This is a genomic window from Nocardioides sambongensis, from assembly GCF_006494815.1.
In the GTDB taxonomy this organism is placed as follows: Bacteria; Actinomycetota; Actinomycetes; order Propionibacteriales; family Nocardioidaceae; genus Nocardioides; species Nocardioides sambongensis.
Window position 1 is genome coordinate 416,149 of sequence record NZ_CP041091.1, and the last position, 25,655, is coordinate 441,803.

Here is a 25,655-nt window from a genome sequence, read left to right on the forward strand (position 1 = left end):
CGGATCGTGAACGGGCCATCGGCGGCAGCGGCGACTACCCTGGTGCGCATGTCCAGCCAGTCCGTGGATCAGCCCGTGGGGGAGACCGTCGAGTCCGTCTTCGCCCGTCTCGAACCGCACCTGCTGTCGGTCTCCAAGCCGATCCAGTACGTCGGCGGCGAGCTCAACTCGACCGTCAAGGACTGGGACTGCGGCGCGACCACCGAGCAGGGCGTCACCGTCCGCTGGGCGCTGATGTACCCCGACGCCTACGAGGTCGGCCTGCCCAACCAGGGCGTGCAGATCCTCTACGAGGTGCTCAACGAGCGGGACTGGATCGTCGCCGAGCGGACCTACGCCGTGTGGCCGGACATGGAGCAGGTGCTGCGCACCGAGGGCATCGGGCAGTTCACCGTCGACGCGCACCGGCCGGTCGCGGCGTTCGACCTCTTCGGGCTCTCCTTCTCCACCGAGCTCGGCTACACCAACATGCTCAACGCGCTCGACCTCGCCGGCATCCCGATCCACGCGGCCGACCGCACCGACGACCACCCGATCGTGCTCGCCGGCGGCCACGCCGCGTTCAACCCCGAGCCGATCGCCGACTTCGTCGACGCCGCCGTGCTGGGCGACGGCGAGGAGGTCGTGCTGAAGATCTCCGAGCTGGTCCGCGAGTGGAAGCAGCAGGGCCGCCCCGGTGGACGCGCCGAGGTGCTGCGCCGCCTGGCCGCCTCCGGAGCGGTCTACGTGCCGGCGTTCTACGACGTCACCTACGGGGACGACGGGGCCATCGCCGGCGTCGTACCGAACCACCCGGACGCTCCGGAACGGGTCCGCAAGCACACCCTGATGGACCTCGACGCGTGGCCCTACCCCGCGAACCCGCTGGTGCCGCTGGCCGAGACCGTGCACGAGCGGTTCAGCGTGGAGATCTTCCGCGGCTGCACCCGCGGCTGCCGGTTCTGCCAGGCCGGGATGATCACCCGCCCGGTGCGCGAGAGGTCCATCGAGACCATCGGCAACATGGTCGAGAACGGCGTGCGCAAGTCCGGCTTCGAGGAGGTCGGCCTGCTCTCGTTGTCCAGCGCCGACCACACCGAGATCGGCGATGTCGCCAAGGGCCTGGCCGACCGCTACGAGGGCTCCAACGTCTCGCTGTCGCTGCCCAGCACCCGGGTGGACGCCTTCAACATCACCCTGGCCAACGAGTTCTCCCGCAACGGCCGTCGCTCCGGGCTGACGTTCGCCCCGAGGGCGGCAGCGAGCGGATGCGCGCGGTGATCAACAAGATGGTCACCGAGGAGGACCTGATCCGCACCGTCGCGACGGCCTACTCGCACGGCTGGCGGCAGGTGAAGCTCTACTTCATGTGTGGTCTGCCCACCGAGACCGACGAGGACGTGCTGCAGATCGCGGAGCTGGCGAAGAAGGTCATCGCCAAGGGCCGCGAGGTCTCCGGGCGCAACGACATCCGGTGCACCGTGTCGATCGGCGGTTTCGTGCCCAAGCCGCACACGCCGTTCCAGTGGGCCTCCCAGCTCGACGTGGAGACCACCGACGAGCGGCTGGCCCTGTTGCGCGACACCGTCCGTGCGGACAAGAAGTTCGGCCGCGCGATCGGGTTCCGCTACCACGACGGCAAGCCGGGCATCATCGAGGGACTGCTCTCCCGGGGCGACCGCCGGGTGGGCCGGATCATCGAGCAGGTGTGGCGCGACGGCGGCCGGTTCGACGGCTGGAGCGAGCACTTCTCCTACGAGCGCTGGATCGACGCCGCCACGCAGGCCCTCGCCGGCAGCGGGGTCGACCTCGACTGGTTCACCACCCGTGAGCGCGAGTACGACGAGATCCTGCCCTGGGACCACCTCGACTCCGGCCTCGACAAGGACTGGCTGTGGTCGGACTGGGAGGACGCCCTCGCGGTCGCCGACGGCTCTGCCGACATCGAGGTCGAGGACTGCCGGTGGACCCCCTGCTACGACTGCGGCGTCTGCCCCGAGATGGGCACCGAGATCCAGGTCGGCCCGACGGGCAAGAAGCTGCTCCCGCTCTCGGTCGTCTGACCCTCGCGCAAGGTCGAGTTGGGGTTTCGGGCCCCTTGAGTCGGGGTTTCGGGCCCCTTCGGTTGGGGTTTCGGGCCGTCGAGCTGCCCGAAGGCACTACTCGATGGGCCCGAAACCCCAACTCAACGCGTCAGAGGATCGGCTCGGTGAGGTCGTCGCCCTCGACGTAGCAGACGAGGCGGTCGCCGGCCTCCACGTCGTCGGGGTCCTGGGTCACCGCCCGGTACTGGAGCGTGCCGTTCGCTGAGGAGAACTCGTCGATCGTCGCCCGGTCCTCGGCGGAGACGACCTCGCTGCAGTACTCGCTCAACCGGTCCGCGACGTCGTCGCGGTTGTCGGCTGTGATGTCGGCGACGCCCACGATCTCTCCGTCGTGCTCGTCGGTGCAGTCCTTCTTCACCATCGCCACGTCACCGTCGACGTCCTCGATGTCGACGCACTGGCCGACCTCGGCGTTCCCCGGGGTGACCACCTGGTCGGCGATGAAGAAGGTGATCGCGCCGACGGCGAGGGCGCCGACCAGGGTGACGGCGCCGATGACGATGCCGGCCACCGCCATCCAGCGGCCCTTGCGCTTGCCGTCCTTGGTCCGCGAGAGGCCGACGAAGCCGAGGATCATCCCGATCAGGCCGGTGCAGCAGAGCAGACTCAGCACGAACGACGCGATCGAGACCCCGTCTGTCTTCGCCTCGGTGCCCGGAGCGCCGTACCCACCGGCGCCGTACGGCGTGCCGTACTGCGGCTGGCCGTAGGGGTTCGGGCTGCCGCCCGGCGGGTCGTAGGGGTTGCCGCCGCTCGACTGGCCGTAGGGGTCCGAACCGTTGGGCGGGCCGTAGGGATTGTTGGGGTCGCTCACGCGCTGCACCCTACGGTGATGTCGGCGCCCACCGCGACAATGACCACGTGCCATCGAGGAAGTCCACGACGCCCGTCCCGGTCCGCCACGTCGACGACGCGGAGCGCCGCGCGCGGCTCGGTCGCCGCCACGGGCTGGCCCGTCCGTTCGACAGCGTGGGCGAGGCGGCGTCGGCGATGGTGGCGCTGCACGCGACCGAGGCGCCCACGGTCCACCTCGGGTTGTGGGCCCGGGTCGCGGGCCTCACCCTCGACACCGTCGAGTCCGCGCTCTACGACGACCGCACGCTGGTCAAGCAGCTGGCCATGCGCCGCACGCTGTTCGCCTTCCCCCGTGACCTGCTGCCCGCCGTCTGGGGGAGCGCGGCGGCCCGGGTGGCCACGCAGCAGCGGGGTCAGCTGCTCCGCGACGTGGCACGGGCCGGCCTCGCCGACGATCCGGAGGCGTGGCTCGCCGAGGTCACCGGGGCGGTGCTCGACCTGCTCGCCGACGGACGTCCGCGGACCGCGGTGCGGATCCGGGAAGAGGTGCCCGCGCTGGCCGGTCGGGTCAGCCGCGGCACGCCGGGGAAGAAGTGGGCGGGGGAGGTGCCGATCGGGCCCAACCTGCTGACCACCCTCGGCGCCGCCGGTGACCTCGTCCGCGGCGTCAACGCGGGTCACTGGCGACTCAACAAGCCGGTGTGGCTGCGGACCGCCGACTGGCTGGGCGCCGGCCTGCCGACGCCGACCACCTCCGAGGAGGGGTATGCGCGGCTGGTCGGCGGCTGGCTGGCGACCTTCGGCCCCGGCACCGAGGACGACCTGGTCTGGTGGCTGGGCGGCACCAGGTCCGTGGTGCGCCGCGCACTGGCCGACGTCTCCGCCGTACCGGTCGGTCTGGACGGGGGGACGATCGGCTGGCTGTTGCCCGACGACCTCGACCCGGTGTCTCGCCCGGAGCCGTGGGCGGCCCTGCTGCCGACTCTCGACTCGACGGTGATGGGGTGGAAGCACCGCGACTTCTACCTCGATCCGGACCAGCGTCCCTACCTCTTCGACACCAACGGCAACGCCGGCAACACCGCCTGGTGGGACGGGCGGATCGTCGGCTGTTGGGTCCAGGCCGACAATGCCGTGGTGCACACCGTCCTCGGCAACGAGGTGCCGGGCGAGGCGCGGGAAGCGCTCATGGGTGAGGCCGCGCGTCTGACGTCCTGGCTCGACGGCGTGCGGATCACGAATGTGTATGCCTCCCCGCAGATGAAGGAGGCCCGGCTGCCCTGAGTACGGCTACTCGGATCCTCGTCGCCCGACGGAGGCAGGCTGGGCGACACCAGTGGGTGGGAAAGGGCGTGGAGTGACGGTGGAAATGGGGCCTGGCGAGCGCTCGGACCCGAGCAACTGGGGGGCCGCTGTGGGCGGCGCGCTGGGCGCGGTCGCTCTGTACCTGATCTGGTTGGGCTGGCACGCGCCTTATCGGCAAGGTCGTGATTCGAACGTCGAAACCGGCCCTTACGACGCTCAGCAGGTTGCGGGTCTCGCCCTGTCACTGCTCATCCTCGCCGTGCTGCTGGCATGGCGACTCGCTCCGCGCCCGGCTGCCTTCGGCGTTTCCGGCGGTCTCTGGATCGCCTGTTCGGCCGATGCCGCTTCGCGCCCGAGCTCCGATGGTCTGTGGCCGATCGGGTCCTTCCTGGTGTTGTGTGCAGGCGCAGGCGCCGCCCTGGTGGTCTCCGAGGTGGCACTCAGGCTCAGGAGGCGTCAACCGGCGGCCCGTTGAGGTCTTGAGCTCGCTCTCAGTCTCATGGCGGGAAGCCCTTCTGGTTCGAACTGTTGTTCGATACAATGGAGGCATGGCCTCGCTCTCCGACGATCTCTCGACCACGCAGCTGCTGGCTGCGGCGGAGTCAGGGGTGCGGGCGATGGAGGTCGAGCAGCTCCGGGTGGTGCTGGCCTGGTGCGACCGGCACGGGGAGGACCCCCAGGCGCTGCCGGGGGCGGTGCCGGTCAAGCACGGTGGCGACCGGCTGATCGCGGTGGGTGGTGAGGGAACGCCGGAGGTCGCCGAGCTCTGTTTCGGCGAGCTCGCGATCGCACTGGAGAAGGGTGTGATCGCGACCCGCAACCTCGCCGGTGACGTGTTGGACCTGCGCCACCGCCTCCCGCTGACGTGGGCGCGAGTCGTGGCCGGGGAGTGCGAGCCGTGGGCGGCGCTGAAGGCCGCCAAGCTGTCCCGGCCACTGGACCGCGACCGGGTCGGGTTGGTCGACCACGCGGTCGCTGCCGCGGTCGGTGAGGGTCCACAGCGGATGCTCACGGTCGCGGAGGCGAAGGTGATCGAGGCCGACCCCGACGCCCACCGTGCCCGGATCGCTGCGGAGGACGCCAAGACCGGTGTCTGGCTCTCGCGCACCAAGGCCGGCGACACGGTTGACGTGTTTGATGCCCAGCCGGGGACGCGGCGGATCAACGCCCGCCTCCCGATCGGGACAGCGGTCGAGATCGACGCGGTCCTCGACGACCTCGCCGACGCGCTCGCCGAGCATGTCGAGCCCGCCGACGGCGAGGAGAAGCCCTCGCGCCGCGAGCTCCGTGCCCAAGCGTTCGAGTTGCTGTCGCGGCCGCATGACGCGGTCGCGTTCCTCGACGGCCTCGATCCAGCCGAGCACGCCGACCGTGATGAGCCCGCGGGTGAGGTCAAGCCGCGGGGTCGGCGTCGGTCGGGGGTGCTGCACGTACACCTCTCCGCCCTCGCCCTCCATGCCCTCGGCGCTGGACATGGCGGTGGTGTGGGCGGTGTGGCGCGGGTCGAAGGGCTCGGGCCGCTGCTCCTCGAGCAGCTCACCGCGCTGCTCCGGCACCGCGAGATCCGACTCCAGCCGGTGATCGATCTCAACACCATCGAGACCGTCACCGCCTATGAGCACCCGACCGTGATGCGGCAACGGGTGCTCCTACGCCACGCGGCCGGGGACGGGTTCCCGCACAGCACCAGCGCCGCCGGCCTCTCCGGCCGGGTCGACCTGGACCACGCCACCCCCTACGACAGCAGCGGGCCGCCCGGCCAGCCCGCTCAGACCAGTGGGCAGACGAGTGATCTGAACACCACCCCGTTGACCCGCACCCACCACCGGACCAAGACCCACACCGGCTACCAGGTCCACCCACTCGGACTCGCCGCCCACCGCTGGGTCACCCCGCATGGCCTGGCCCGCGTCGTCACACCCCACGGCACCACCAGAGTCGAACTCATCCGCGCCCGCGACGGCACCATCCACGGCGAGCTCTACCCCCAACCCGCCCACCAGCGACTCGACCTCTGCCTCGTTTCGTGATCGGCGACGGCCTTAGGATCCATGGGTCGTCCGGCCGAGTGCCGGTGATCGATCCAGAGGAGTCACGTCGGTGAGTCGCGCCCAACCCGAGCAGCAGGCACCACCGGTGCAGCGGCTGCGGATCCGCTACGCCAAGCGTGGGCGGATGCGGTTCACCAGTCACCGCGACGTCAGCCGCGCGGTGGAGCGGGCCGTCTTCCGGGCCCGGATCCCGATGGCCTACTCCTCGGGCTTCCACCCGCACCCGCGGATCTCCTACGCCGGCGCCTCGCCGACCGGCGCCGCCACCGAGTCCGAGTACGTGGAGCTCGCCCTCGCCGAGGTGCGGGAGGCCGACGCGGTCGGCACCGCCCTGGACGAGGCCCTGCCCGAAGGGCTCGACGTGGTGGCGGTCGTCGACAGCGCGACCAGCCGCAGCGGGTCGCTCTCGGACCTGCTGACCGGGAGCCGCTGGCGGATCGAGACCCGTCAGGACCCGGCCGAGGGAGCCGCCGAGGCCGTCGCGGCCTTCCTGGCGACCGACTCCGTCGAGGTCGAGCGGATGACGAAGAAGGGCCTGCGGACCTTTGACTGCCGGGGGGCGGTGGTCACGATGGCCATCGACGACGCCGGAGCGATCGACCTCCTGCTGGAGCATGCGGTGCCGGCGGTACGTCCCGACGACGTGCTCACCGGACTGCGCCAGGCCACCGGGTGGGCGCCGCCGGCCAATGCGCTGCTCACCCGCCTCGCCCAGGGAGTGCTGGACCGCGCCCAGGAGACCCTCGGCGACCCGCTGTCTCCTCGGTGATGCCGAAGGCCTCGCGGCCTTGTGCGATACTCGCCACAGACCGACACCCAGCGCGCTCCTCCGGGGGCCCTCGCAAGGGGCTTGGCGCTGGTCGGTTCGACGACGTTCTCGCCGGGTGAGAGGCACGATGATCACCGGCACGGTGGGGGACGGTACGTCGCCAGACCGCGACGCTGGCAGCTCCGATCGGTGACAGGGATCCGGGGCAGGGCGACCGCGGCAGGGGACGGGTCCGTGCTCCAGTGACGCTTCGCGGAGGGTGTCGTCCAGACGACAGGCTTACGTCGTGCGACCCCGGTCACGCGGCGATGACACACCCGGGCGTTGACGTCCGGGCGAGGAGCAGCGCAATGAACGACGCGCCCACCAGCCCCACCGACAACGGCGAGTCCGGCTCGCCCAACGCTCCGGAGACGCCGCCGCCGGCGACCGAGACCGCTCCCACGGCGGACGCCGGCACGGCGAAGCCGGCCAAGAAGGCGGCCGCCAAGCGGACCACCACCCGCCGTACCACTAAGAAGGCGACGGCCGCCCCGGCCGAGGCGGAGGCCCCAGCGGCACCCGCGGACCAGGCGGTCGCCGACGAGGCCCCGGCGAAGCCCGCCAAGAAGGCGGCGAAGAAGGCTCCCGCCAAGAAGGCGACCAGCCGTCGTACGACGGCCAAGCCGGCCGAGGACGCCCCCGCCGAGACTCTGGCGCCGGCGCTCGAGGTGGCCGACACGCCGTCGGACACCCTCCCGCTCTTCCAGACCCCGGCCGCCCCCGCCCGCCGGAAGCGGACCACCAGGCCGGCCGCGGAGTCCGCGCCCGCCGACGGAGCAACCGCCGCGGAGCAGCCCGCCACCGATGCCGCGGCGGCGACCTCGGGCGACGAGGCTCCCCAGAAGCCCCGCCGCGCCCGGGCCCCGAAGAAGGCCACGGAGCCGGCTGTCGCCGAGACCCCCGCGGCGGCCGAGGAGCCCGCCGCCGAGGCATCCGCGCCCGCGAAGAAGCGCAGCAGCACCAAGAAGGGCGGCACGAAGAAGGACGCCGCGAAGAAGGACGCCGCACGCGAGGACGCGCCGGAGGCCGACGAGTCCGCGGCGACGGCCGTGGAGCCCGTGACCGCGGAGAGCGAGGACGGCGCGACCCCGGGCCAGCGCACGGGACGGTCCGGCAGGGGCCGGTCCGCCGGCACCCGGTCCACCGACGACGTGGCGCAGGGTGGCGACGACGCCACCGCGGCCGACGACGAGCAGGACGGCGAGAAGGACAGCGCCGCGCACGAATCGGGCAAGGGCTCGGGCAAGGGCTCGGGCAAGGGCTCGGGCAGGAGCCGCGACGAGGCCGGTGCGGACACCGAGGACGACACCGACGGTGACGCCGAGGACGACGAGCGGTCCGACTCCGGTGACGGATCGGACGGCTCGGGTCAGCCGCGCCGCCGCCGGCGCCGCGGTGGACGCCGCCGGCGCAAGTCGGGTGGCAACGGTGACGCCAACGACGGCAACGACGGCCGGGCCGACAACGCCACCGAGGGCGATGCCACGGACGCCGGCTCGGGCGACTCCGAGGACTCCGACGGTGGCGACGGGAACGACGGCGACAGGTCCGAGGGCGGCTCGTCCACCTCGCGCCGCCGCCGGCGCCGTCGCCGCGAGGGCGACTCCGGCAACGACGCCGGCGACGACCCGCAGAACACGGTCACCAAGGTCCGCCGCGCGCGCAGCGCCGAGGACGAGATCACCGCCGTCGCCGGCTCCACCCGCCTGGAGGCGAAGAAGCAGCGCCGCCGCGAGGGCCGCGAGGCCGGCCGACGCCGCGCCCCGATCATCAGCGAGGCGGAGTTCCTGGCCCGGCGCGAGGCCGTCGACCGGGTGATGGTGATCCGTCAGCGCAAGGACCTCACCCAGATCGCCGTGCTCGAGGACAAGGTCCTCGTCGAGCACTACGTGGCGCGCGAGTCGCAGACGTCGCTGATCGGCAACATCTACCTCGGTCGCGTGCAGAACGTGCTGCCGTCGATGGAGGCCGCCTTCATCGACATCGGCAAGGGCCGCAACGCCGTGCTCTACGCCGGCGAGGTCAACTGGTCGGCCCTGGGCCACAAGGAGGGCCAGCCCCGCAAGATCGAGTCGGTGCTCTCCTCGGGCCAGACCGTCCTGGTGCAGGTCTCCAAGGACCCGATCGGCCACAAGGGAGCCCGACTGACCAGCCAGATCAGCCTGGCCGGTCGGTTCCTGGTGTACGTGCCCGACGGCACCACCTCCGGCATCTCCCGCAAGCTGCCCGACACCGAGCGGGCCCGGCTGAAGGCGCTGCTCAAGGAGATCGTCCCCGAGTCCGCCGGCGTCATCGTCCGGACCGCGGCCGAAGGTGCGGCCGAGGACGAGCTCACCCGCGACGTCGAGCGGCTCAAGGCGCGCTGGGAGGACGTCGAGGCCAAGGCCGGCAAGGGCAACGCTCCGCAGCTCCTCTACGGCGAGCCCGACCTCACCCTGAAGGTGGTCCGGGACCTCTTCACCGAGGACTTCTCCAAGCTCGTCATCCAGGGCGACGACGCGTGGTCCACGGTCAGCTCGTACGTCGAGCACGTGGCGCCCGACCTCGCCGAGCGACTCGAGCACCACCAGGCCGACCCCGACGTGTTCGCGACGTACCGGATCGACGAGCAGATCGCCAAGGGCCTGGACCGCAAGGTCTGGCTGCCCTCGGGCGGCTCGCTGATCATCGACCGCACCGAGGCGATGACCGTCGTCGACGTCAACACCGGCAAGTTCACCGGCTCGGGGGGCAACCTCGAGGAGACGGTGACCAAGAACAACCTCGAGGCCGCCGAGGAGATCGTCCGCCAGCTCCGGCTGCGCGACATCGGCGGCATCATCGTGGTCGACTTCATCGACATGGTGCTGGAGTCCAACCGCGACCTGGTGCTGCGTCGCCTGGTCGAGTGCCTGGGACGTGACCGCACCCGGCACCAGGTCGCCGAGGTCACCTCGCTCGGCCTGGTCCAGATGACCCGTAAGCGGATCGGCACCGGTCTGCTCGAGGCCTTCAGCGAGAACTGCAGCCACTGCCAGGGCCGCGGCCTCGTCGTGCACGACCTCCCGGTGGAGCCGAAGCGCGGCGGTGCTGGCAACGACGGCGACGGCGAGTCCCGTCGCGGCCGCCGGCGGCGCGGCAAGGGCCAGGGCGACCAGGACGGCGGTTCCTCGGAGAACGGCAACCAGTCGGGCCAGCACAACGGTGACCAGTCCGGCGGTCAGAACGGCAAGCAGGGCGGCGACGCCGGCCAGGGCAACGGTCAGCAGGCGGCCGTGCCGTCGCCGACGTACGTCGCCGCGATGGCCAACTCCCACCCGCCGGTCGCCGAGTCGGGCGAGTCGGCCGAGTCGGGCGAGTCGGCCGAGTCGGGCGAGGCGACCCGGTCGACCCGGGGGAGCGAGCCGGCCGCGGCCGACGCCGCGCCCACGGGCGGTGCGGACGAGGCCGTGAGCCAGCCGGCCACGGAGGAAGAGCCCGGAGCCGGTGCGGCGGCCGCGCAGGAGACCCCTGCGCCCGCCGAGGAGCAGGCCCAGCCGAGGACCACCACGGTGGTCACCCGGACCCGTCGCCGCGCGGCGCGGCGTCCGGCGGGTCCGCCCGCCGGTGCGGAGGCCGCGACCGACCAGGTCGCCGCCACGCCGATGGAGCCCGCCGACCCGGCCGAGCCCGCGAAGCCGGTCGAGCCCACCGCGCCCGTCGTGCAGGAGCCCGAGCCGACGGTCCCGCTGGATCCGCCGGTGACCGGCTCGATCGGTCAGCCGCCGGCTGACGGAGCCGTGGAGCCCTCCGTGGTCTCCGTGGACCCGGCGAGCGAGACCGCGCAGGCGGCCGCCGAGGCGGTCGAGCCGGCAGACCCGGCGGTCGATCCGACCGGCGATCCGACGGGTGAGGAGACGCCCGCCGAGGAGCCCACGGTCGAGCACGTCCCGATCAAGAAGAAGGGCTCGCGGAAGCGCTGATGCGGTGGGGTCCGTCTCGTTTTGCCGGGACGGACCGCCTTCCGTACTATTGAACGTCGGTGCGCCCCAGGTGTGCCGATCCTCTGCTGGACACCCCGACCGGCACCCGTCAACGGGCCTGGAGCCCGCGGCGCGCAGTGCTGCGGAGGTTGCAGCAGAGATTCGACCCAAGAGTTTGTTCAGTCAGGACCCGAAGGAGACCGCGGTGTACGCGATCGTGCGCGCAGGCGCCAAGCAGGAGAAGGTCGCCGTTGGCGACATCATCGAGATCGACAAGGTCTCCACGCCTGTCGGTGACACCCTGACCCTTCCGGTGGTCATGGCGGTCGACGGCGAGACCGTCACCACCACCGGTCTGGACAAGGCCGGGGTCACCGTCGAGGTCCTCGCGGCCACCAAGGGCCCGAAGATCGTCATCCAGAAGTACAAGAACAAGACCGGCTACAAGAAGCGCCAGGGTCACCGTCAGCGGTACACCCAGGTCAAGGTCACCGACATCAAGCTCTGAGCATCCGCTCGCTCACGATCCAGAAGGACTGAAGAGATGGCACACAAGAAGGGTGCGGCGTCCACCAAGAACGGCCGCGACTCCAACGCCCAGCGTCTCGGCGTGAAGCGGTTCGGCGGCCAGCTGGTCAACGCCGGTGAGATCATCGTCCGCCAGCGGGGCACCCACTTCCACCCCGGCTCCGGCGTCGGTCGTGGCGGTGACGACACCCTGTTCGCCCTGGTCGGCGGCAACGTCGAGTTCGGCAAGAAGCGCGGCCGCAAGGTCGTCAACATCGTTCCGGCGGAGTGACCTGACGCTCCACTGTTCGACTTCGCGGAAGGGCGTCCCGGTGGGGCGCCCTTCTCGCATTTGGTGCCGAGGGTCCACCGCCGGCGCCTGCGCACCTCGATCCCCGAGGTCGGCCGGCTCCGCTCGTACCTCCACCCCAGAGACTGAGAGACTGATCCCATGGCCGTGCCCACGTTCGTCGACCAGGTGACCCTCCACATCGCGGCAGGTCGCGGCGGCAACGGGGTCGCCTCGGTGCACCGCGAGAAGTTCAAGCCGCTCGGTGGCCCCGACGGCGGCAACGGCGGCCCGGGCGGCTCGGTGATCCTCCGGGTCGACCCCGACGTCACCACGCTGCTGGACTACCACCACAGCCCCAAGCGGCGCGCCGAGCACGGCGGGCACGGCGCGGGCGGGCGCCGCAACGGCGCACACGGCGCCGACCTGGTGCTCCCGGTCCCCGACGGCACCGTGGTCTCCCGACCGGACGGCACCGTCGTCGCCGACATGGTCGGCGCCGGCACCGAGCTGGTGGTGGCCGAGGGCGGACACGGCGGCCTGGGCAACGCGGCGCTGGCGTCCAAGGCCCGCAAGGCACCCGGGTTCGCGCTGCTGGGCGAGCCCGGTGACGAGCTCGAGGTCGTGCTCGAGCTGAAGGTGGTCGCCGACGTCGGCCTGGTCGGCTTCCCGAGCGCCGGCAAGTCGAGCCTGATCGCCGCGATCTCGCGGGCGCGGCCCAAGATCGCCGACTACCCGTTCACCACCCTGGTGCCGAACCTCGGCGTGGTCACCGCCGGCGAAACGGTCTTCACCGTCGCCGACGTGCCCGGGCTGATCGAGGGCGCCGCCGACGGCCGCGGCCTCGGCCACGACTTCCTGCGCCACATCGAGCGGTGCGCCGCGATCGTGCACGTCCTCGACACCGCGACCATGGAGCCGGGCCGCAACCCCGTCGACGACCTGGACGTGATCGAGGACGAGCTGCGCCGCTACGGCGGTCTGGACGACCGGCCGCGCCTGGTCGCGCTGAACAAGGTCGACGTGCCCGACGGCCGCGGCATCGCCGAGATGGTCGTGGAGGAGATCGAGCAGCGTGGGTGGAGGGTCTTCGAGATCTCCGCGGTCAGCGGGGAGGGCACCCGCGAGCTGATCTTCGCGATGGCCGAGATCGTGCTCGCCGCGCGCGCCGAGCGGGCCGAGGAGGTCGCCGAGCGGATCGTGCTGCGACCCCCGTCGGTCGGTGGCGACGACTTCACCGTCACCCGGACCGGCGCGGGGTGGCGGGTCCGCGGCAAGCGCCCCGAGCGGTGGGTGCGGCAGACCGACTTCAGCAACGACGAGGCCGTCGGCTACCTGGCCGACCGGCTCAACCGGCTCGGCGTCGAGGAGCGACTGCTCGCAGTGGGTGCCGTCGAGGGGGACGCCGTGCTGATCGGCCACCCCGACGACGCCGTGGTCTTCGACTTCAAGCCGGGCGTCGACGCTGGAGCGGAGAACCTCGCCCGCCGCGGCGAGGACCACCGGTTCAGCGAGGAGCGCCCGGCCGCCTCGCGGCGCCGCGAGATCCAGGAGCAGATGGCGGGGCGCAGCGACACCGAGACCCGCGCCGACGTCGCGCGCCGCATCGACCGCCCCGACGTCTACGGCCCGACCTCCTACGAGATCGGCTCCGAGGACGATCCCGACCTGGCCGAGGAGATCAGCGACGAGGACGCCTGGCTGGAGGAGGACCCCGGTGACCGGTGAGGCCACCACGGTCGCGGAGTCGCTGCTGCGCGACCAGGTCCTCGAGGCACGCCGGATCGTGGTCAAGGTCGGCTCCTCCTCGCTGACCACCGCCGCCGGCGGGATCGACCCGGACCGGGTCCGCTCGCTGGTCGATGCGGTGGCCGCCGTACGGGAGCGGGGGAGCGAGGTGGTCCTGGTCTCCTCCGGTGCCATCGCCGCCGGCCTCGCCCCGCTCGGACTGAAGCGCCGCCCGCGCGGGCTCGCCGCCCAGCAGGCGGCCGCGTCGGTGGGGCAGGGACTGCTGGTGCACCGCTACACCGAGGAGCTGGCCCGGCACGAGATCACCGCGGGACAGGTGCTGCTCACCCTCGACGATGTCACCCGCCGATCGCACTACCGCAACGCCCACCAGACCTTCACCAAGCTCCTCGAGCTGGGCGTGCTGCCGATCGTCAACGAGAACGACACGGTGGCCACCACCGAGATCCGCTTCGGCGACAACGACCGCCTGGCGGCCCTGGTGGCACACCTGGTCCACGCCGACCTGCTGGTCCTGCTCTCCGACGTCGACGGGCTCTACGACGGGCCCCCGCACCGCGCCGGGACCCGGAGGATCGACGAGGTCGTCTCGGACGCGGACCTGGCCGGCGTCACCGTCGGTACGACGGGCGCGGCCGGTGTCGGGACCGGCGGGATGGCGACCAAGGTCGAGGCGGCCGCGATCGCGACGGGCGCCGGGATACCGGTGGTGCTGACCTCCGCCGCCGAAGCGGGCGAGGCGCTGCGCGGCGCCGCCACCGGCACGCTCTTCCACGCCACGGGGCGACGTCGGCCGACCCGGCTGCTGTGGTTGCGCCACGCCACGGACGGCAAGGGCGCGGTCCGGCTCGACGCCGGCGCGGTCCGGGCCGTGGTCGAGCGGCGCGCCTCGCTGCTCGCCGCCGGGATCACCGACGTGATCGGCGACTTCACCGCCGGCGACCCGATCGACCTGGTGGACCCCGACGGCGCCGCGGTGGCCCGGGGCCTGGTGAACTTCGACGCCGCGGAGCTGCCGTCCCTGCTCGGGCGCTCCTCCAAGGAGCTCAAGCGCGAGCTCGGTGCCGCCTACGAGCGTGAGGTCGTGCACCGCGACGACCTCGTGCTGCTGTGACTCGGGTCGGTCGTAGGCTGGAGCTGCCATGAACGACGCACCGACGGTCTACCTGGACCACGCCGCGACGACGCCGATGGTCGACGTCGCGGTCGAGGCGATGACCCGCCAGCTGCGCGACGTCGGCAACGCGAGCTCGCTGCACGCCTCGGGCCGCCGGGCGCGCCGCGTGGTGGAGGAGTCGCGGGAGTCGGTCGCGCACGCCCTGGGCTGCCGGCCCGGCGAGGTGGTCTTCACCTCCGGCGGCACGGAGGCCGACAACCTGGCGCTGAAGGGCCTCTTCTGGCAGCGCCGGAGCGCGGCGCCCGGACGGACCCGGATCGTCACCTCCGCCATCGAGCACCACGCGGTGCTCGACCCGCTGGCCTGGCTCGCCGAGCACGAGGCCGCCGACGTCGTTCTCGCCGAGGTCGACGCCGACGGACGTCTCGACCTCGACGCGGTACGACGCACCGTCGAGGAGTCCGCGGACCGGATCGCGCTGCTCAGCGTGATGTGGGCCAACAACGAGGTCGGCACACTGCAGCCGCTCGACGACGTGGTCGACCTCGGTGCGACGCACGGGATCCCTGTGCACGCCGACGCGGTGCAGGCGCTCGGCGTGGTCCCGGTCGACTTCGTCGCGTCCCGGCTGGACGCGCTCTCCCTCTCCGGCCACAAGATCGGCGGTCCGCAGGGCGTCGGTGCGCTGGTGGTGCGCCGTGAGGTCGAGCTGACCCCGCTGCTGCACGGTGGCGGGCAGGAGCGCGACGTGCGCAGCGGGACGCTGGACGTGCCGGCGATCGCCGGCTTCGCGGCGGCCGTCGAGTTCGCCGCCCGGCGTCAGGCCGACCACGCGGCCCGCCTCGACGAGCTGCGGCAGCGTCTGGTCGGCGCCGTGAGCGCTGCCGTGCCGGACGCGGTCCTCAACGGCGCTGCGGGCGACCGGCTCCCGGGCATCGCCCACTTCACCTTCCCCGGCTGCGAGGGCGACTCGCTGCTGATGCTGCTCGATGCCCGCGGCATCGAGTGCTCCACCGGATCCGCGTGCTCGGCCGGTGTGCCCCAGCCCTCCCACGTGCTGCTGGCGATGGGCCGGGACCCGGAGACCGCCCGCAGCTCGCTGCGCTTCAGCCTCGGACACACCAGCACCGAGGCGGACGTCGACGCGCTGGGCGCGGCGATCGGTCCGTGTGTCGAGCGCGCCCGCGCGGCGTGGACCTGATCCGGGGGAGGTGAGCCGCACCGATGAAGGTCGTCGCCGCCATGTCCGGCGGAGTGGACTCCGCCGTCGCCGCCGCCCGCGCGCACGAGGCCGGTCACGAGGTGACCGGCATCCACCTCGCCCTCTCCCGCAACCCGAAGTCCTACCGGACCGGCGCCCGGGGCTGCTGCACCATCGAGGACTCGAACGACGCCCGCCGCGCCGCCGACGTGATCGGCATCCCGTTCTACGTCTGGGACCTCTCCGACCGCTTCCACACCGACGTGGTCGAGGACTTCATGGACACCTATGCGGCCGGGCAGACCCCCAATCCGTGCCTGCGCTGCAACGAGAAGATCAAGTTCGCGGCCGTGCTGGAGCGCGCCCTGGCGCTGGGCTTCGACGCGGTGGCCACCGGGCACTACGCGCAGCTCGTCGACGGTGCGGACGGCCTCGAGCTGCACCGCGCGGTGGACGCCGGCAAGGACCAGTCCTACGTGCTGGGTGTGCTCGACGAGCACCAGCTGCGCCACTCGCTCTTCCCGCTCGGGGACACCCCCAAGCCCCAGGTTCGCGAGGAGGCGGCCGCCCGCGGTCTCCTGGTCGCCGACAAGCCGGACAGCCACGACATCTGCTTCGTCGCCGACGGTGACAACGCGGGCTGGCTCAAGGAGAAGCTCGCCGAGCGGTACGACGACGCACCGTTCCTGCGGCCCGGCCGGATCGTGGACGAGTCGACCGGGGAGACCCTGGGCGAGCACCAGGGCACCTACGGGTACACGATCGGGCAGCGCAAGGGGCTGCGGCTGGGCCGTCCGGCCGAGGACGGCAGGCCGCGCTACGTCCTCGACATCGAGCCGGTCAGCAACACCGTCACCGTCGGTCCGCGGGAGCGGCTGGCCGTCACCCGGATCCACGCGAACGCCCCGCGCTGGTGCGGAGCGCCCCTTCCGGCGGGCGGTGCGCCGGTCGAGGTGACCGTCCAGCTCCGCGCGCACGGGGCCGAGCACCGAGCGGTCTGCACCGTCGGCGAGGACGGGACGGTCGTCGTCATCGACCTGCTCGATCCCGCCTCCGGCATCGCGCCGGGGCAGGCGGCGGTCCTCTACGCCGGCACCCGGGTGATCGGGTCGGCCACGATCACCGCCACCGAGCGGGCCGCCGGATGAGCGGCGCCGCCGACCCGGTCCCGCTGGCGACCGGGATCGGCTCGTTCCCCGGCGACCACCAGCGCGACCACGACGAGGCGCTGCGGCTGGTGATCGGCGAGCTCGCCGAAGGCGGCGACGGGCACGGCATCCCGTTCGTCCCCGAGGTCCCCGGCCGGGGCGCGCCCGCGCAGATGACCGGGCGGACGCTCGGACTGCTGGCCGCCGCGGACCTGTGGGACGCCGATCTCCAGCCCGAGGGCTGGCGGCTGACCGGCACCAGCGGCGCACCTCCGATCGACCAGCGCCGCGCGCGCAGCCTGCTCGGCCAGGACCTGGACGGCTGGGAGGAGCGGATCGACGGGTACGCCGGTCCGGTCAAGACCCAGCTCGCCGGACCGTGGACCCTCGCCGCCACCGTCGAGCGCCCCCGCGGCGACAAGGTCCTCGCCGACCACGGGGCGCGACGCGACCTCGCCCAGGCGCTGGCCGCGGCCGCCGCCGAGCACGTCGCCGACCTGCGACGACGCACCCCGGGCGCCGATCGGATCGTGGTCCAGATCGATGAGCCCGGTCTCCCGGCGGTGCTCGCGGCACAGGTCCCGACCGCCTCCGGCTTCGGCAAGCACCGGGTGGTGCACCCGCCCGAGGCCGACCAGGCGATGCGGTGGGTCTGCGAGGCGATCGCCGCCGCCGGCGCCGAGCCCTGGCTGCACTGCTGCGCCCCCGGCGCCCCGATCGAGCTGGTCCGCGGTGCCGGCGCGCAGGGGGTCGCGGTCGACCTCGACCTGGTCGACGCCGCCGGGCACGACGCGCTCGCCCAGGCGCTGGAGGACGGCGCCGTGGTCGCCCTCGGGGTGGTGCCGACGACAGGTGAGGTGCCGGGGGAGCGGGCCGTGCTGGAGCGCGTGCGGCGCTGGTTGGACCTGACCGGGCTCGACCCGGTCGACCATCTCGACCGCGTGGTGCTGACCCCGGCGTGCGGCCTGGCCGGCTCCTCGGGCGCGCACGCCCGTCGGGCGATCCAGGTCGCCCTCGGGGCAACCCGGGCGCTGCTCGACGCGTCCCACCAGTAGCCAGGACCCGAGAGGGCCCCGCAGGCCGGTTGGACCAGTTGGGCCAGTGGGATCAGGTGGGCCAGGCGGAGTCCGAACGCCCGTGGAGAAGGAGAACCGGATGTCGCGTCGTGTCACCGCCCTGGTCGCGGTCCTCGCGCTGGTGCTGGTCGGCGGTGCTGCCTGGTGGCTGCTGCGTCCCGGGGACGACGCGGTCGCCGCGACCGAGGAGTCGATCGCGGCGGTCACCGTGGAGGTGCTCGACATCGAGCCGACGTCGTACGAGCCGGAGCCGCGGGCCGACGAGCCGGAGCCGCTGGGGGTGGTGATCCGGTGGAGGCCGGACCCGGGCCGCGACTCCCACTACCTCCAGGTGGACGTGCACGAGCAGGCGGCGGGTGAGGATCTCGGGGGCTGCTCGGAGTACTACACCTGCGACGAGTGGGAGGGCGAGGACGGCACCTTCCACCTGTCCTGGCAGGAGGAGACTCCGGAGGAGGACCCGGGGATCCTGGTGTTCTCCTACGTCACCGACGGCGAGGTTCGCCAGGTGGTGTATGCCGGGGAGCCGCTGACCGGGGACCCGCGGGACCAGGACCTGCCGCGCAGCATCGACGACTTCGAGCGGCTATTGACCGACGACCGGTTCTCCACCACCACGACCCAGGAGATGATCGACACCGAGCTGCCGGGGTGGCCGGAGTCCTAGCGTCCCGCTGACGCGACGCCGAACGGCGGCCACCCCGGACCGGGGCGACCGCCGTTCGAGCTGGGGCCGGGCGGGTCAGCCGACGTGCACGCCCTCCGGGCCGTCGGTGGCCAGCTCGGTGTGCTTGACGTCGAGGAACAGCCAGATCACCGCGGACGCGGCCAGCATCATGATCGAGCCGACCAGGAACGCGTGGGTGGCGCCCTCGGTGAAGCTGCCCTGGAACACCGCTGCCTCCAGGAACGAGAGGTCGGTGCCGGGGACGGTGGCGGTCGGGTCGCCGCCGTTGGCGGTCAGGCCCTGGGTGAGCGGTCCGGCGATCTCCTCGGCGCGACCGTTGGTGAAGTGCAGCGCCACGGTGCTCAGCATGGCCAGTCCGAGCGCGCCACCGACCTGCTGCATCGTGTTCAGCACCCCGGAGCCGATCCCGGTGTCCTCCGGACGCAGGTGGTGGACGGCGGTCAGGGTGAGCGGCACGAAGGTCAGGCCCATGCCGATCGACATGGTCAGCACGAACGGGAAGATGTGCGCCCAGTAGTTCAGGTCGGCGCCGATCATGTCCCCGCCGGTGAGGGCGGTGAGCACCGCCTGCGGGGAGTCGTCGACGGTGATCCGCGAGAACATGAAGAGGGAGAACGCGGCGATCAGGGTGCCGGTGCCGGCCAGGAACCGCGGGTCCACGCGGTTGATCAGGTTGGAGGCGCTGCCGGCACCGATCACCATGCCGACGGCGAACGGCAGGAAGGCGAACCCGGCGCGCAGCGGCTCGTAACCGACGATCTGCTGCACGAAGAGGCTGAGGTAGAAGAACATCGCGAACATCGCGGCCGGTGCGATCATCATCGCCACGAAGCTGGTGGCGCGGGTGCGGTTGGCGAAGACCCGGACCGGGAGCAGCGGGTGCGCGACGCGCGACTCGATGACCGCGAAGACGGCCAGCAGGGCGACACCGGCGACCAGTGCGACGATGGTCTGCGGGTGGTCCCAGCCGTAGGCCTCCTCGCCGGCCCGGGACAGGCCGAAGACGATCCCGAGCAGGCCCAGCGTGCCGGTGATCGCGCCGGGCACGTCCATCTGGCCCGGGTGCGTCTCGGACTCGGGCAGCAGCCGGGGGGTCACCGCCGCGGCGACGAGACCGATCGGCACGTTGATCAGGAAGGTCAGCCGCCAGCCGTCCACGTCGACGCCGAGGACCGAGTCGAGGCCGGTCAGCCAGCCGCCCAGGATCAGGCCGACGGCGGCGCCGACCCCGGACATCATCGCGTAGACCGCGAACGCCCGGCTACGGCGCGGGCCGGCCGGGAAGGTGGTGGTGATCAGGGCGAGGGCGGAGGGAGCCGCGAGCGCGGCGCCCAGACCCTGCAGTGCGCGCGAGCCGATCAGCAGCGCCTCGCTCGTGGCGAGGCCGCCGAGCAGTGACGCGACGGCGAAGACGACCAGGCCGGTCATGAAGACCCGGCGACGGCCGTACAGGTCGCCGAGGCGACCGCCGAGCAGCAGCAGCCCGCCGAAGGCGAGCGCGTAGCCGGTGACGATCCAGGTCAGGTTGGCCTGGGAGATGCCCAGGTCGGCGCCGATGAACGGCAGCGCGATGTTGGTGATGGTGCCGTCGAGGACGACCATCAGCTGTGCCGTGCAGATGAGCACGAGCGCCCACCCGAGGCGGGTGCTGTCACCCGCCGCGGGGCGCGGCGCGGTGGTGTCGAGATCTGTCATCTTCTTCTCTCAGGAGCGGAGGGGTGCGCTGGCGCGCGGGGAGTGGGGCCGTGACGCGTCAGCGGGTCACGGCCGGAAGGATCACCTGGTCGACGACCTGGGTGATCAGGTCGTCGGTGGGGGCCTCCCCGAGGAGGAACCGGCGGTGCAGGAGGATCCCGGGCAGCGCCGGGATCACGATGTCGAGGTCGACGTCCTCGGCGATCTCGCCCCGCTCCCGGGCGCGCTGGAAGATCGCCAGGGTGCGGGCTGTCTTGGGGCCGACGAAGTCGCGCTGGAACACCTCGGCGAAGTCGGCATCGCGACTGATCGCGGTGATCAGGCTGCCCACGATCGCCATCTGTCGGGGGTCGGTCATGCCGCCGGCGCCGCAGAAGGAGGCGATCAGGTCGCCCCGCAGCGTTCCGGTGTCGGGGATCTCCTGCTCGCCCTTGTGCGCGAGCAGCGCCTCGATGACCAGCTCCGGCTTGCCCCGCCACCGGCGGTAGAGCGTGGCCTTGGACGCCTTCGCGGCCGCGGCCACCCGGTCCATCGTGAGCAGGTCGTAGCCGACCTCGGCCAGGATCTCCAGGGTCGCGCTCAGGATCTCCTGCTCGCGCTCGCCCTCGACGCGCGGGCGCTGGGGTGAGTCGGTGCCGGATTCCTTCGCCTGGGGCGACATGGGTCCTCCTTGGTCGGGTCGGGCCGGGCCGGGCCGGAACGATGAAACGGAACGGTTTCGTACTATCCGATGGTACGGAATCGTTTCGTTCCTGCAAGCCGGTCGGTGTCGCGTTCATTCCCGATCGGAGGAATTGATCGTGAACGACCGCGGCGACGACGCCAGGGTCGTGGCCGGCATGTCGGTGCCACCGGGCAGGATGAGCCCCATGAGCACGCCGTTGTCCGCCGTACCGGCACAGGTCCGTGAGGAGCACGCCGAGCTGGCCGAGGTCGTCGAGGAGGCGCGCTGGCGCTACTACGTGCTGGACTCACCGACCCTCTCCGACGCCGACTTCGACGCGAGGATGCGACGCCTGGAGGAGCTGGAGGAGGCGCACCCCGAGCTCCGTACGCCGGACTCGCCGACCCAGCAGGTCGGGGGAGCGATCTCGACCGAGTTCACCGCGGTCGACCACCTGCAGCGGATGGAGAGCCTGGACAACGCGTTCAACACCGACGAGCTCGCCGCCTGGCATGCGCGGCTCGCCCGCGACGGGGTGAACGACCCGGCGCTGCTCTGCGAGCTCAAGGTCGACGGGCTGGCGATCAACCTGCTCTACGAGAAGGGCCGTCTGGTCCGTGCCCTCACCCGTGGTGACGGCACCACCGGCGAGGACGTCACCCCCAACGTGCGGACCATCGACACCGTGCCGCACCGGCTCACCGGCACCGAGGAGTTCCCGGTGCCCGAGCTGGTCGAGGTGCGCGGCGAGGTGTTCTTGCCGGTCGAGGCGTTCGAGCGCCTCAACGTATCGATGACCGAGGCCGGCAAGCCGCCGTTCGCCAACCCCCGCAACGCGGCGGCCGGCTCGCTGCGCCAGAAGGACCCGCGGGTCACCGCGACCCGGGCCCTGGGCATGGTGTGCCACGGCATCGGTGCGCGCCGGGGGTTCGAGCCGAAGGCGCAGTCCCAGTCCTACGACGCGCTCGCCGCCTGGGGTCTCCCGGTCTCCGCACAGGTCCGGGTGCTCGACTCCCTGGAGGAGGTGCGCGGCTACATCGAGCACGCGGGGGAGCACCGGCACACCATCGTCCCCTACGAGATCGACGGTGTGGTGATCAAGGTCGACGACGTGGCGCTGCAGCGCCGCCTCGGCTCCACCTCCCGCGCGCCGCGTTGGGCGATCGCGTTCAAGTACCCACCGGAGGAGGTCAACACCGAGCTCCTCGCGATCGAGGTGAACACCGGCCGGACCGGGCGGGTGACGCCGTTCGGACGGATGCGACCGGTCAAGGTCGCCGGCTCCACGGTGGAGATGGCGACCCTGCACAACGCCTACGAGGTCCAGCGCAAGGACGTGCGCCCCGGCGACACCGTGGTGCTGCGCAAGGCCGGCGACGTGATCCCCGAGATCGTCGGTCCGGTGCTGCCACTGCGCCCCGAGGGGCTGCCGGAGTGGGTGATGCCCACCGAGTGCCCCGCCTGCGGCACTCCGCTGGTCGAGCAGAAGGAGGGCGACAAGGACCGCCGTTGCCCCAACCACGAGCACTGCCCAGCCCAGGTGCGGGAGCGGGTCTTCCACGTGGCCGGCCGCGGCGCGTTCGACATCGAGGGGCTCGGCTACGAGGCCGCGGTCGCGCTGCTGGAGGCGAAGGTGATCGCCAACGAGGGTGACGTCTTCGACCTGTCCGCCGACCAGCTGCTGACCACCGAGCTGTTCACTCGCGCCGCGAAGAAGGGCGACGAGGGCCGCCAGCTCTCCGCCGACGGCTCCCGGGTGCTCTCGGCCAACGGGCTGGCCCTGCTCGGCAACCTCGCCGAGCGCAAGCAGGTGCCGCTGTGGCGGGTCCTGGTTGCCCTCTCCATCCGTCACGTCGGCCCCACCGCGGCTCGCGCGCTGGCCGCCGAGTTCGGCTCGATGACCGCGATCCGCGAGGCATCGCACGAGGCCCTGGCGGCCGCCGACGGCGTCGGACCGACCATCGCCGACGCGGTGGTCGAGTGGTTCGCCGCCGACTGGCACCGCGAGATCGTCGACAAGTGGACCGCGGCCGGGGTCTCGATGGCCGACGAGCGGGACGAGTCGGTCGCGCGGACCCTGGAGGGGTTGACCGTGGTGGTGACCGGCTCGCTCGACGGCTTCAGCCGCGACTCGGCCAAGGAAGCGATCCTGTCCCGCGGCGGGAAGGCCGCCGGCTCGGTGTCGAAGAAGACCGACTACGTGGTGGTCGGGGAGAACGCCGGGTCGAAGGCGGACAAGGCCGAGCAGCTGGGGGTCCCGGTGCTCGACGAGGCCGGGTTCGTCGAGCTGCTCCAGAACGGACCCGCCGACGCCCCGGGCTGAGCCATGGCTGAGCCGGGACCGAGCGAGGGTGCCGACCGGCCCGGTCAGGACTCGCGGGCCTGGCCACCCAGGATGACGTCCAGGGTCCCGCCCTCGCACCAGGACGACACGCCCCCGAACTTCCCGGTGGTGGTCTCGGTGTAGCACTCCTCGGGCGGAGCCTGCGGCAGCGTCACCTGCTGCTCGGTGCAGTCACCGCTGCCGGGGTCGCAGGAGACCATCCGGCCGTCGTCGGTGACCGTGAACAGGTCGCTGCCCGCGGTCCAGCTCCACCCCCAGCCGTCGGCGGTGACCTCGACCGCGCTGCCGGTGTCGACGTCGAACACCTGGGAGGTCGACGGTCCCTCGCCACCGGTCGCGTCCATCGCCGACTCGTCGACGATCAGCACGTGCCGCCCGTCCGGTGAGAGCGAGCCGTAGCCGGCGACCTCGGCGGTCCACAGCACCTCGCCGGTGGCGGTGTCCACCACGGCCGGCGCCCCGTCGCGCGTGGTCGCCACCCGCTGCTCGGAGACCTCCCAGGCGGTGCCGACGTCGCTGCGCTCGGCCGTGCCGGACCGCCAGTCGACCCGGTAGGTGCTGCCGAAGCCGTCCTGCACCCAGACGGCCTCACCGTCCAGCGAGACCGGGAACCAGTCCTCGGAGGTCGGCCCGACGGTGACCCGGGCAGCCTCCGCGTCGGCCGCCACGTCGTACACGACCACCTGGAGCTCGCCGTCCACCGCCTCCGCGTAGGCCACGTAGGGCTGGTCGGGATCGCTGGCGTGGACCGTGCCCTCGGTCTCCAGCGCCAGCGGGTGCACCGCGCCCGAGCCGTCGACCAGCGAGAAGCGCTGCGGGCCCCCGCCGTCGCTGAAGGCGTTGTCCCCGTGCCGGACCACCAGACCCGCGGAGGTGTAGTAGAGCGACTTGATCGCCGTGTCGTCAATGGTCGCGGTGCGCTCGTCGGCCGGGAAGTAGACCGTCCGGCCGACGGCGTAGACCGGGCCCTCGGGGCCGGTGCCGCCCGAGGGGTCCGGCGCCGTCTCGGTGGCGCCGATCCCGCCGCCGACCGCCACCGCGAGGACGGCGACCACCGCGACCGCTCCGGCACCCGCCGCGGCGACGCCGGTACGACGCCGGGCCCGCGTCCGGCGGGCCCGCTCCAAGATCGCGCCGGTGGGCGGGGCCGGGGTCTCCAGCGCCGAGGCCTCGTCGTGCAGGAGCTGGGTGAGTCGTTCAGTCATGGTGGGCTCCCTGGGGAAGGACGGACTCTCCGAGCACGGCGCGCAGCTTGGTCAGCGCCTCGGAGGTCTGGCTCTTGACGGTGCCGTCGGAGACCGCGAGGGCGCGGGCGACCTGGGCGACGCTCAGGTCCTCGTAGAAGCGCAGCACCACGACGGCGCGTTGCCGCGGCGGCAGGGTGGCCAGGGCGCCCATCAGCGTGGTGCGGTCCGTCCAGTCCGGCTCGCTCCCGTGCTCGGGCAGCACCTCGGTGGGACGCTCGTTGCGCCACCCCTTCTTGCGGAACCACGACGCTGCCGTGTTCACCAGCGTGGTGCGGGCATAGCCGGGCGCCGCCTCCAGGGTGCGCACCCGACGCCAGCTCGCGTAGGTCTTGGCGAGGGCGGTCTGCACCAGGTCCTCGGCCTCGCACGCGTCGCCCAGCATCAGGTAGGCGGTCCGGTAGAGGCTGGGCCAGCAGGCCTGGACCAGCTCGGTGAAGTCCTCGTCGGTCGGTGCGCGTGACATCCGGTTCCCTTCGTCGGTCACCGGTCCAGATGCGGCGGCCGCCGGGTTCGGTTGGGTCGGGTGGGGTCAGTATCGCCCGGTGCGGACCGCTCGGCGCGCTGCCCGGCCTCGGGCGGGAGCACCGACGACCGGGTCGTCGTCCCGGCTCCCTAGGATGGACCTCATGCCTGAGACCGCACGCGCCGAGATCTCGCGCGAGGAAGTGGCCCACCTGGCCGACCTCGCCCGGATCGACCTCGACGACGCCGAGCTGGACCACCTGGCACCGCAGCTCGCGGTGATCCTGGAGTCGGTGGCCGCCATCCGTGGCGTGGCCGGCGACGACGTCCCGCCGACGTCCCACCCGATCCCGCTGACCAACGTCTTCCGGGAGGACGTGGTCCGTCCCGGACTGAGCGCCGAGGAGGCCCTGGCGGGCGCGCCCGCGGCCGAGGACCAGCGGTTCTCCGTCCCGCGGATCCTGGGGGAGGAGCAGTGACC

General features: G+C 72.4%; 20 protein-coding genes and 1 pseudogene. 16 read left to right on the forward strand and 5 right to left on the reverse strand.

The window, feature by feature from the left end:
* Window positions 1-48: 48 nt before the first annotated feature.
* Window positions 49-2,042: pseudogene (locus FIV43_RS01945) on the forward strand (TIGR03960 family B12-binding radical SAM protein).
* A gap of 130 nt (window positions 2,043-2,172) precedes the next feature.
* Here FIV43_RS01945 and FIV43_RS01950 read toward each other — a convergent pair.
* The gene (locus FIV43_RS01950; RefSeq protein ID WP_141012764.1) at window positions 2,173-2,898 is read right to left on the reverse strand and encodes a DUF4190 domain-containing protein; all 726 of its coding nucleotides are present in this window, start codon (window positions 2,896-2,898) and stop codon (window positions 2,173-2,175) included.
* Window positions 2,899-2,945: 47 nt separating this feature from the next.
* Between FIV43_RS01950 and FIV43_RS01955 the strand changes: the two genes are divergently transcribed.
* The 13 genes from FIV43_RS01955 to FIV43_RS02015 all read left to right on the forward strand — a co-directional run bounded on the left by FIV43_RS01955 (window position 2,946) and on the right by FIV43_RS02015 (window position 18,741).
* On the forward strand, window positions 2,946-4,163 hold the full coding sequence (locus FIV43_RS01955; protein WP_141012765.1) for a winged helix DNA-binding domain-containing protein: 1,218 nt from the start codon (window positions 2,946-2,948) through the stop codon (window positions 4,161-4,163).
* 130 nt (window positions 4,164-4,293) lie between these two features.
* Window positions 4,294-4,659 carry a hypothetical protein gene (locus FIV43_RS01960; protein ID WP_141012766.1) on the forward strand — a complete coding sequence of 122 codons (366 nt, stop codon included), beginning with the start codon at window positions 4,294-4,296 and terminating at the stop codon, window positions 4,657-4,659.
* A 73-nt stretch (window positions 4,660-4,732) separates the two neighbouring features.
* On the forward strand, window positions 4,733-6,214 hold the full coding sequence (locus tag FIV43_RS01965; RefSeq protein WP_141012767.1) for a hypothetical protein: 1,482 nt from the start codon (window positions 4,733-4,735) through the stop codon (window positions 6,212-6,214).
* A 70-nt stretch (window positions 6,215-6,284) separates the two neighbouring features.
* Complete coding sequence (locus tag FIV43_RS01970) at window positions 6,285-7,004, forward strand: TIGR03936 family radical SAM-associated protein (protein WP_231123625.1); 720 nt, start codon at window positions 6,285-6,287, stop codon at window positions 7,002-7,004.
* A gap of 350 nt (window positions 7,005-7,354) precedes the next feature.
* The gene (locus FIV43_RS01975) at window positions 7,355-10,987 is read left to right on the forward strand and encodes a ribonuclease E/G (protein ID WP_141012768.1); all 3,633 of its coding nucleotides are present in this window, start codon (window positions 7,355-7,357) and stop codon (window positions 10,985-10,987) included.
* 205 nt (window positions 10,988-11,192) lie between these two features.
* Complete coding sequence (gene rplU, locus FIV43_RS01980; RefSeq protein ID WP_141012769.1) at window positions 11,193-11,495, forward strand: 50S ribosomal protein L21; 303 nt, start codon at window positions 11,193-11,195, stop codon at window positions 11,493-11,495.
* A gap of 36 nt (window positions 11,496-11,531) precedes the next feature.
* Window positions 11,532-11,786: a 50S ribosomal protein L27 gene (gene rpmA / locus FIV43_RS01985; RefSeq protein ID WP_141012770.1), complete on the forward strand. Its 255-nt coding sequence runs from the start codon at window positions 11,532-11,534 to the stop codon at window positions 11,784-11,786.
* 159 nt (window positions 11,787-11,945) lie between these two features.
* Window positions 11,946-13,511 carry a GTPase ObgE gene (gene obgE / locus FIV43_RS01990; protein ID WP_141012771.1) on the forward strand — a complete coding sequence of 522 codons (1,566 nt, stop codon included), beginning with the start codon at window positions 11,946-11,948 and terminating at the stop codon, window positions 13,509-13,511.
* Window positions 13,501-14,646 carry a glutamate 5-kinase gene (proB, locus tag FIV43_RS01995; protein ID WP_231123626.1) on the forward strand — a complete coding sequence of 382 codons (1,146 nt, stop codon included), beginning with the start codon at window positions 13,501-13,503 and terminating at the stop codon, window positions 14,644-14,646. Before obgE ends, proB begins: the two co-directional genes overlap by 11 nt.
* A gap of 28 nt (window positions 14,647-14,674) precedes the next feature.
* Entirely contained in the window at window positions 14,675-15,850 is a 1,176-nt protein-coding gene (locus tag FIV43_RS02000) for a cysteine desulfurase family protein (protein ID WP_141012772.1), read from the forward strand.
* Between the two features lie 23 nt (window positions 15,851-15,873).
* Entirely contained in the window at window positions 15,874-16,998 is a 1,125-nt protein-coding gene (gene mnmA, locus FIV43_RS02005) for a tRNA 2-thiouridine(34) synthase MnmA (protein ID WP_141012773.1), read from the forward strand.
* Window positions 16,995-18,053 (forward strand): uroporphyrinogen decarboxylase/cobalamine-independent methonine synthase family protein, encoded by a 1,059-nt coding sequence (locus tag FIV43_RS02010; RefSeq protein WP_141012774.1) that lies wholly within the window; start codon window positions 16,995-16,997, stop codon window positions 18,051-18,053. The genes mnmA and FIV43_RS02010 overlap by 4 nt, the downstream gene beginning before the upstream one ends.
* Window positions 18,054-18,153: 100 nt before the next feature.
* Window positions 18,154-18,741, forward strand: coding sequence for a hypothetical protein (locus FIV43_RS02015; protein ID WP_141012775.1), 588 nt, complete (start codon window positions 18,154-18,156; stop codon window positions 18,739-18,741).
* 75 nt (window positions 18,742-18,816) lie between these two features.
* Here FIV43_RS02015 and FIV43_RS02020 read toward each other — a convergent pair whose 3' ends face one another.
* Both FIV43_RS02020 and FIV43_RS02025 read right to left on the reverse strand, forming a co-directional pair.
* Window positions 18,817-20,457 carry a DHA2 family efflux MFS transporter permease subunit gene (locus FIV43_RS02020; protein WP_141012776.1) on the reverse strand — a complete coding sequence of 547 codons (1,641 nt, stop codon included), beginning with the start codon at window positions 20,455-20,457 and terminating at the stop codon, window positions 18,817-18,819.
* Between the two features lie 58 nt (window positions 20,458-20,515).
* Window positions 20,516-21,118, reverse strand: coding sequence for a TetR/AcrR family transcriptional regulator (locus FIV43_RS02025; protein WP_141012777.1), 603 nt, complete (start codon window positions 21,116-21,118; stop codon window positions 20,516-20,518).
* A 199-nt stretch (window positions 21,119-21,317) separates the two neighbouring features.
* On the opposite strand from FIV43_RS02025, the gene ligA reads away from it, so the two are divergent.
* Window positions 21,318-23,444, forward strand: a complete 2,127-nt coding sequence (gene ligA / locus FIV43_RS02030) for an NAD-dependent DNA ligase LigA (RefSeq protein WP_141015687.1) — start codon at window positions 21,318-21,320, stop codon at window positions 23,442-23,444.
* A gap of 44 nt (window positions 23,445-23,488) precedes the next feature.
* On the opposite strand, the gene FIV43_RS02035 is transcribed toward ligA, so the two are convergent.
* Window positions 23,489-24,670 carry a YncE family protein gene (locus FIV43_RS02035; RefSeq protein WP_141012778.1) on the reverse strand — a complete coding sequence of 394 codons (1,182 nt, stop codon included), beginning with the start codon at window positions 24,668-24,670 and terminating at the stop codon, window positions 23,489-23,491.
* Window positions 24,663-25,175, reverse strand: coding sequence for a SigE family RNA polymerase sigma factor (locus FIV43_RS02040; protein ID WP_141012779.1), 513 nt, complete (start codon window positions 25,173-25,175; stop codon window positions 24,663-24,665). Before FIV43_RS02040 ends, FIV43_RS02035 begins: the two co-directional genes overlap by 8 nt.
* A gap of 163 nt (window positions 25,176-25,338) precedes the next feature.
* Between FIV43_RS02040 and gatC the strand changes: the two genes are divergently transcribed.
* Window positions 25,339-25,653 carry an Asp-tRNA(Asn)/Glu-tRNA(Gln) amidotransferase subunit GatC gene (gene gatC, locus FIV43_RS02045; protein WP_141012780.1) on the forward strand — a complete coding sequence of 105 codons (315 nt, stop codon included), beginning with the start codon at window positions 25,339-25,341 and terminating at the stop codon, window positions 25,651-25,653.
* The last annotated feature ends 2 nt before the right edge of the window (window positions 25,654-25,655 follow it).

Coding starts and splice junctions, on each gene's coding strand:
- FIV43_RS01965 (WP_141012767.1), top strand. CDS start 4,733: ATGGCCTCGCTCTCCGACGATCTCTCGACCACGCAGCTGCTGGCTGCG.
- FIV43_RS01975 (WP_141012768.1), top strand. CDS start 7,355: ATGAACGACGCGCCCACCAGCCCCACCGACAACGGCGAGTCCGGCTCG.
- rpmA (WP_141012770.1), top strand. CDS start 11,532: ATGGCACACAAGAAGGGTGCGGCGTCCACCAAGAACGGCCGCGACTCC.
- obgE (WP_141012771.1), top strand. CDS start 11,946: ATGGCCGTGCCCACGTTCGTCGACCAGGTGACCCTCCACATCGCGGCA.
- FIV43_RS02000 (WP_141012772.1), top strand. CDS start 14,675: ATGAACGACGCACCGACGGTCTACCTGGACCACGCCGCGACGACGCCG.
- mnmA (WP_141012773.1), top strand. CDS start 15,874: ATGAAGGTCGTCGCCGCCATGTCCGGCGGAGTGGACTCCGCCGTCGCC.
- FIV43_RS02010 (WP_141012774.1), top strand. CDS start 16,995: ATGAGCGGCGCCGCCGACCCGGTCCCGCTGGCGACCGGGATCGGCTCG.
- FIV43_RS02015 (WP_141012775.1), top strand. CDS start 18,154: ATGTCGCGTCGTGTCACCGCCCTGGTCGCGGTCCTCGCGCTGGTGCTG.
- FIV43_RS02020 (WP_141012776.1), bottom strand. CDS start 20,457: ATGACAGATCTCGACACCACCGCGCCGCGCCCCGCGGCGGGTGACAGC.
- FIV43_RS02025 (WP_141012777.1), bottom strand. CDS start 21,118: ATGTCGCCCCAGGCGAAGGAATCCGGCACCGACTCACCCCAGCGCCCG.
- ligA (WP_141015687.1), top strand. CDS start 21,318: ATGAGCCCCATGAGCACGCCGTTGTCCGCCGTACCGGCACAGGTCCGT.
- FIV43_RS02035 (WP_141012778.1), bottom strand. CDS start 24,670: ATGACTGAACGACTCACCCAGCTCCTGCACGACGAGGCCTCGGCGCTG.
- FIV43_RS02040 (WP_141012779.1), bottom strand. CDS start 25,175: ATGTCACGCGCACCGACCGACGAGGACTTCACCGAGCTGGTCCAGGCC.
- gatC (WP_141012780.1), top strand. CDS start 25,339: ATGCCTGAGACCGCACGCGCCGAGATCTCGCGCGAGGAAGTGGCCCAC.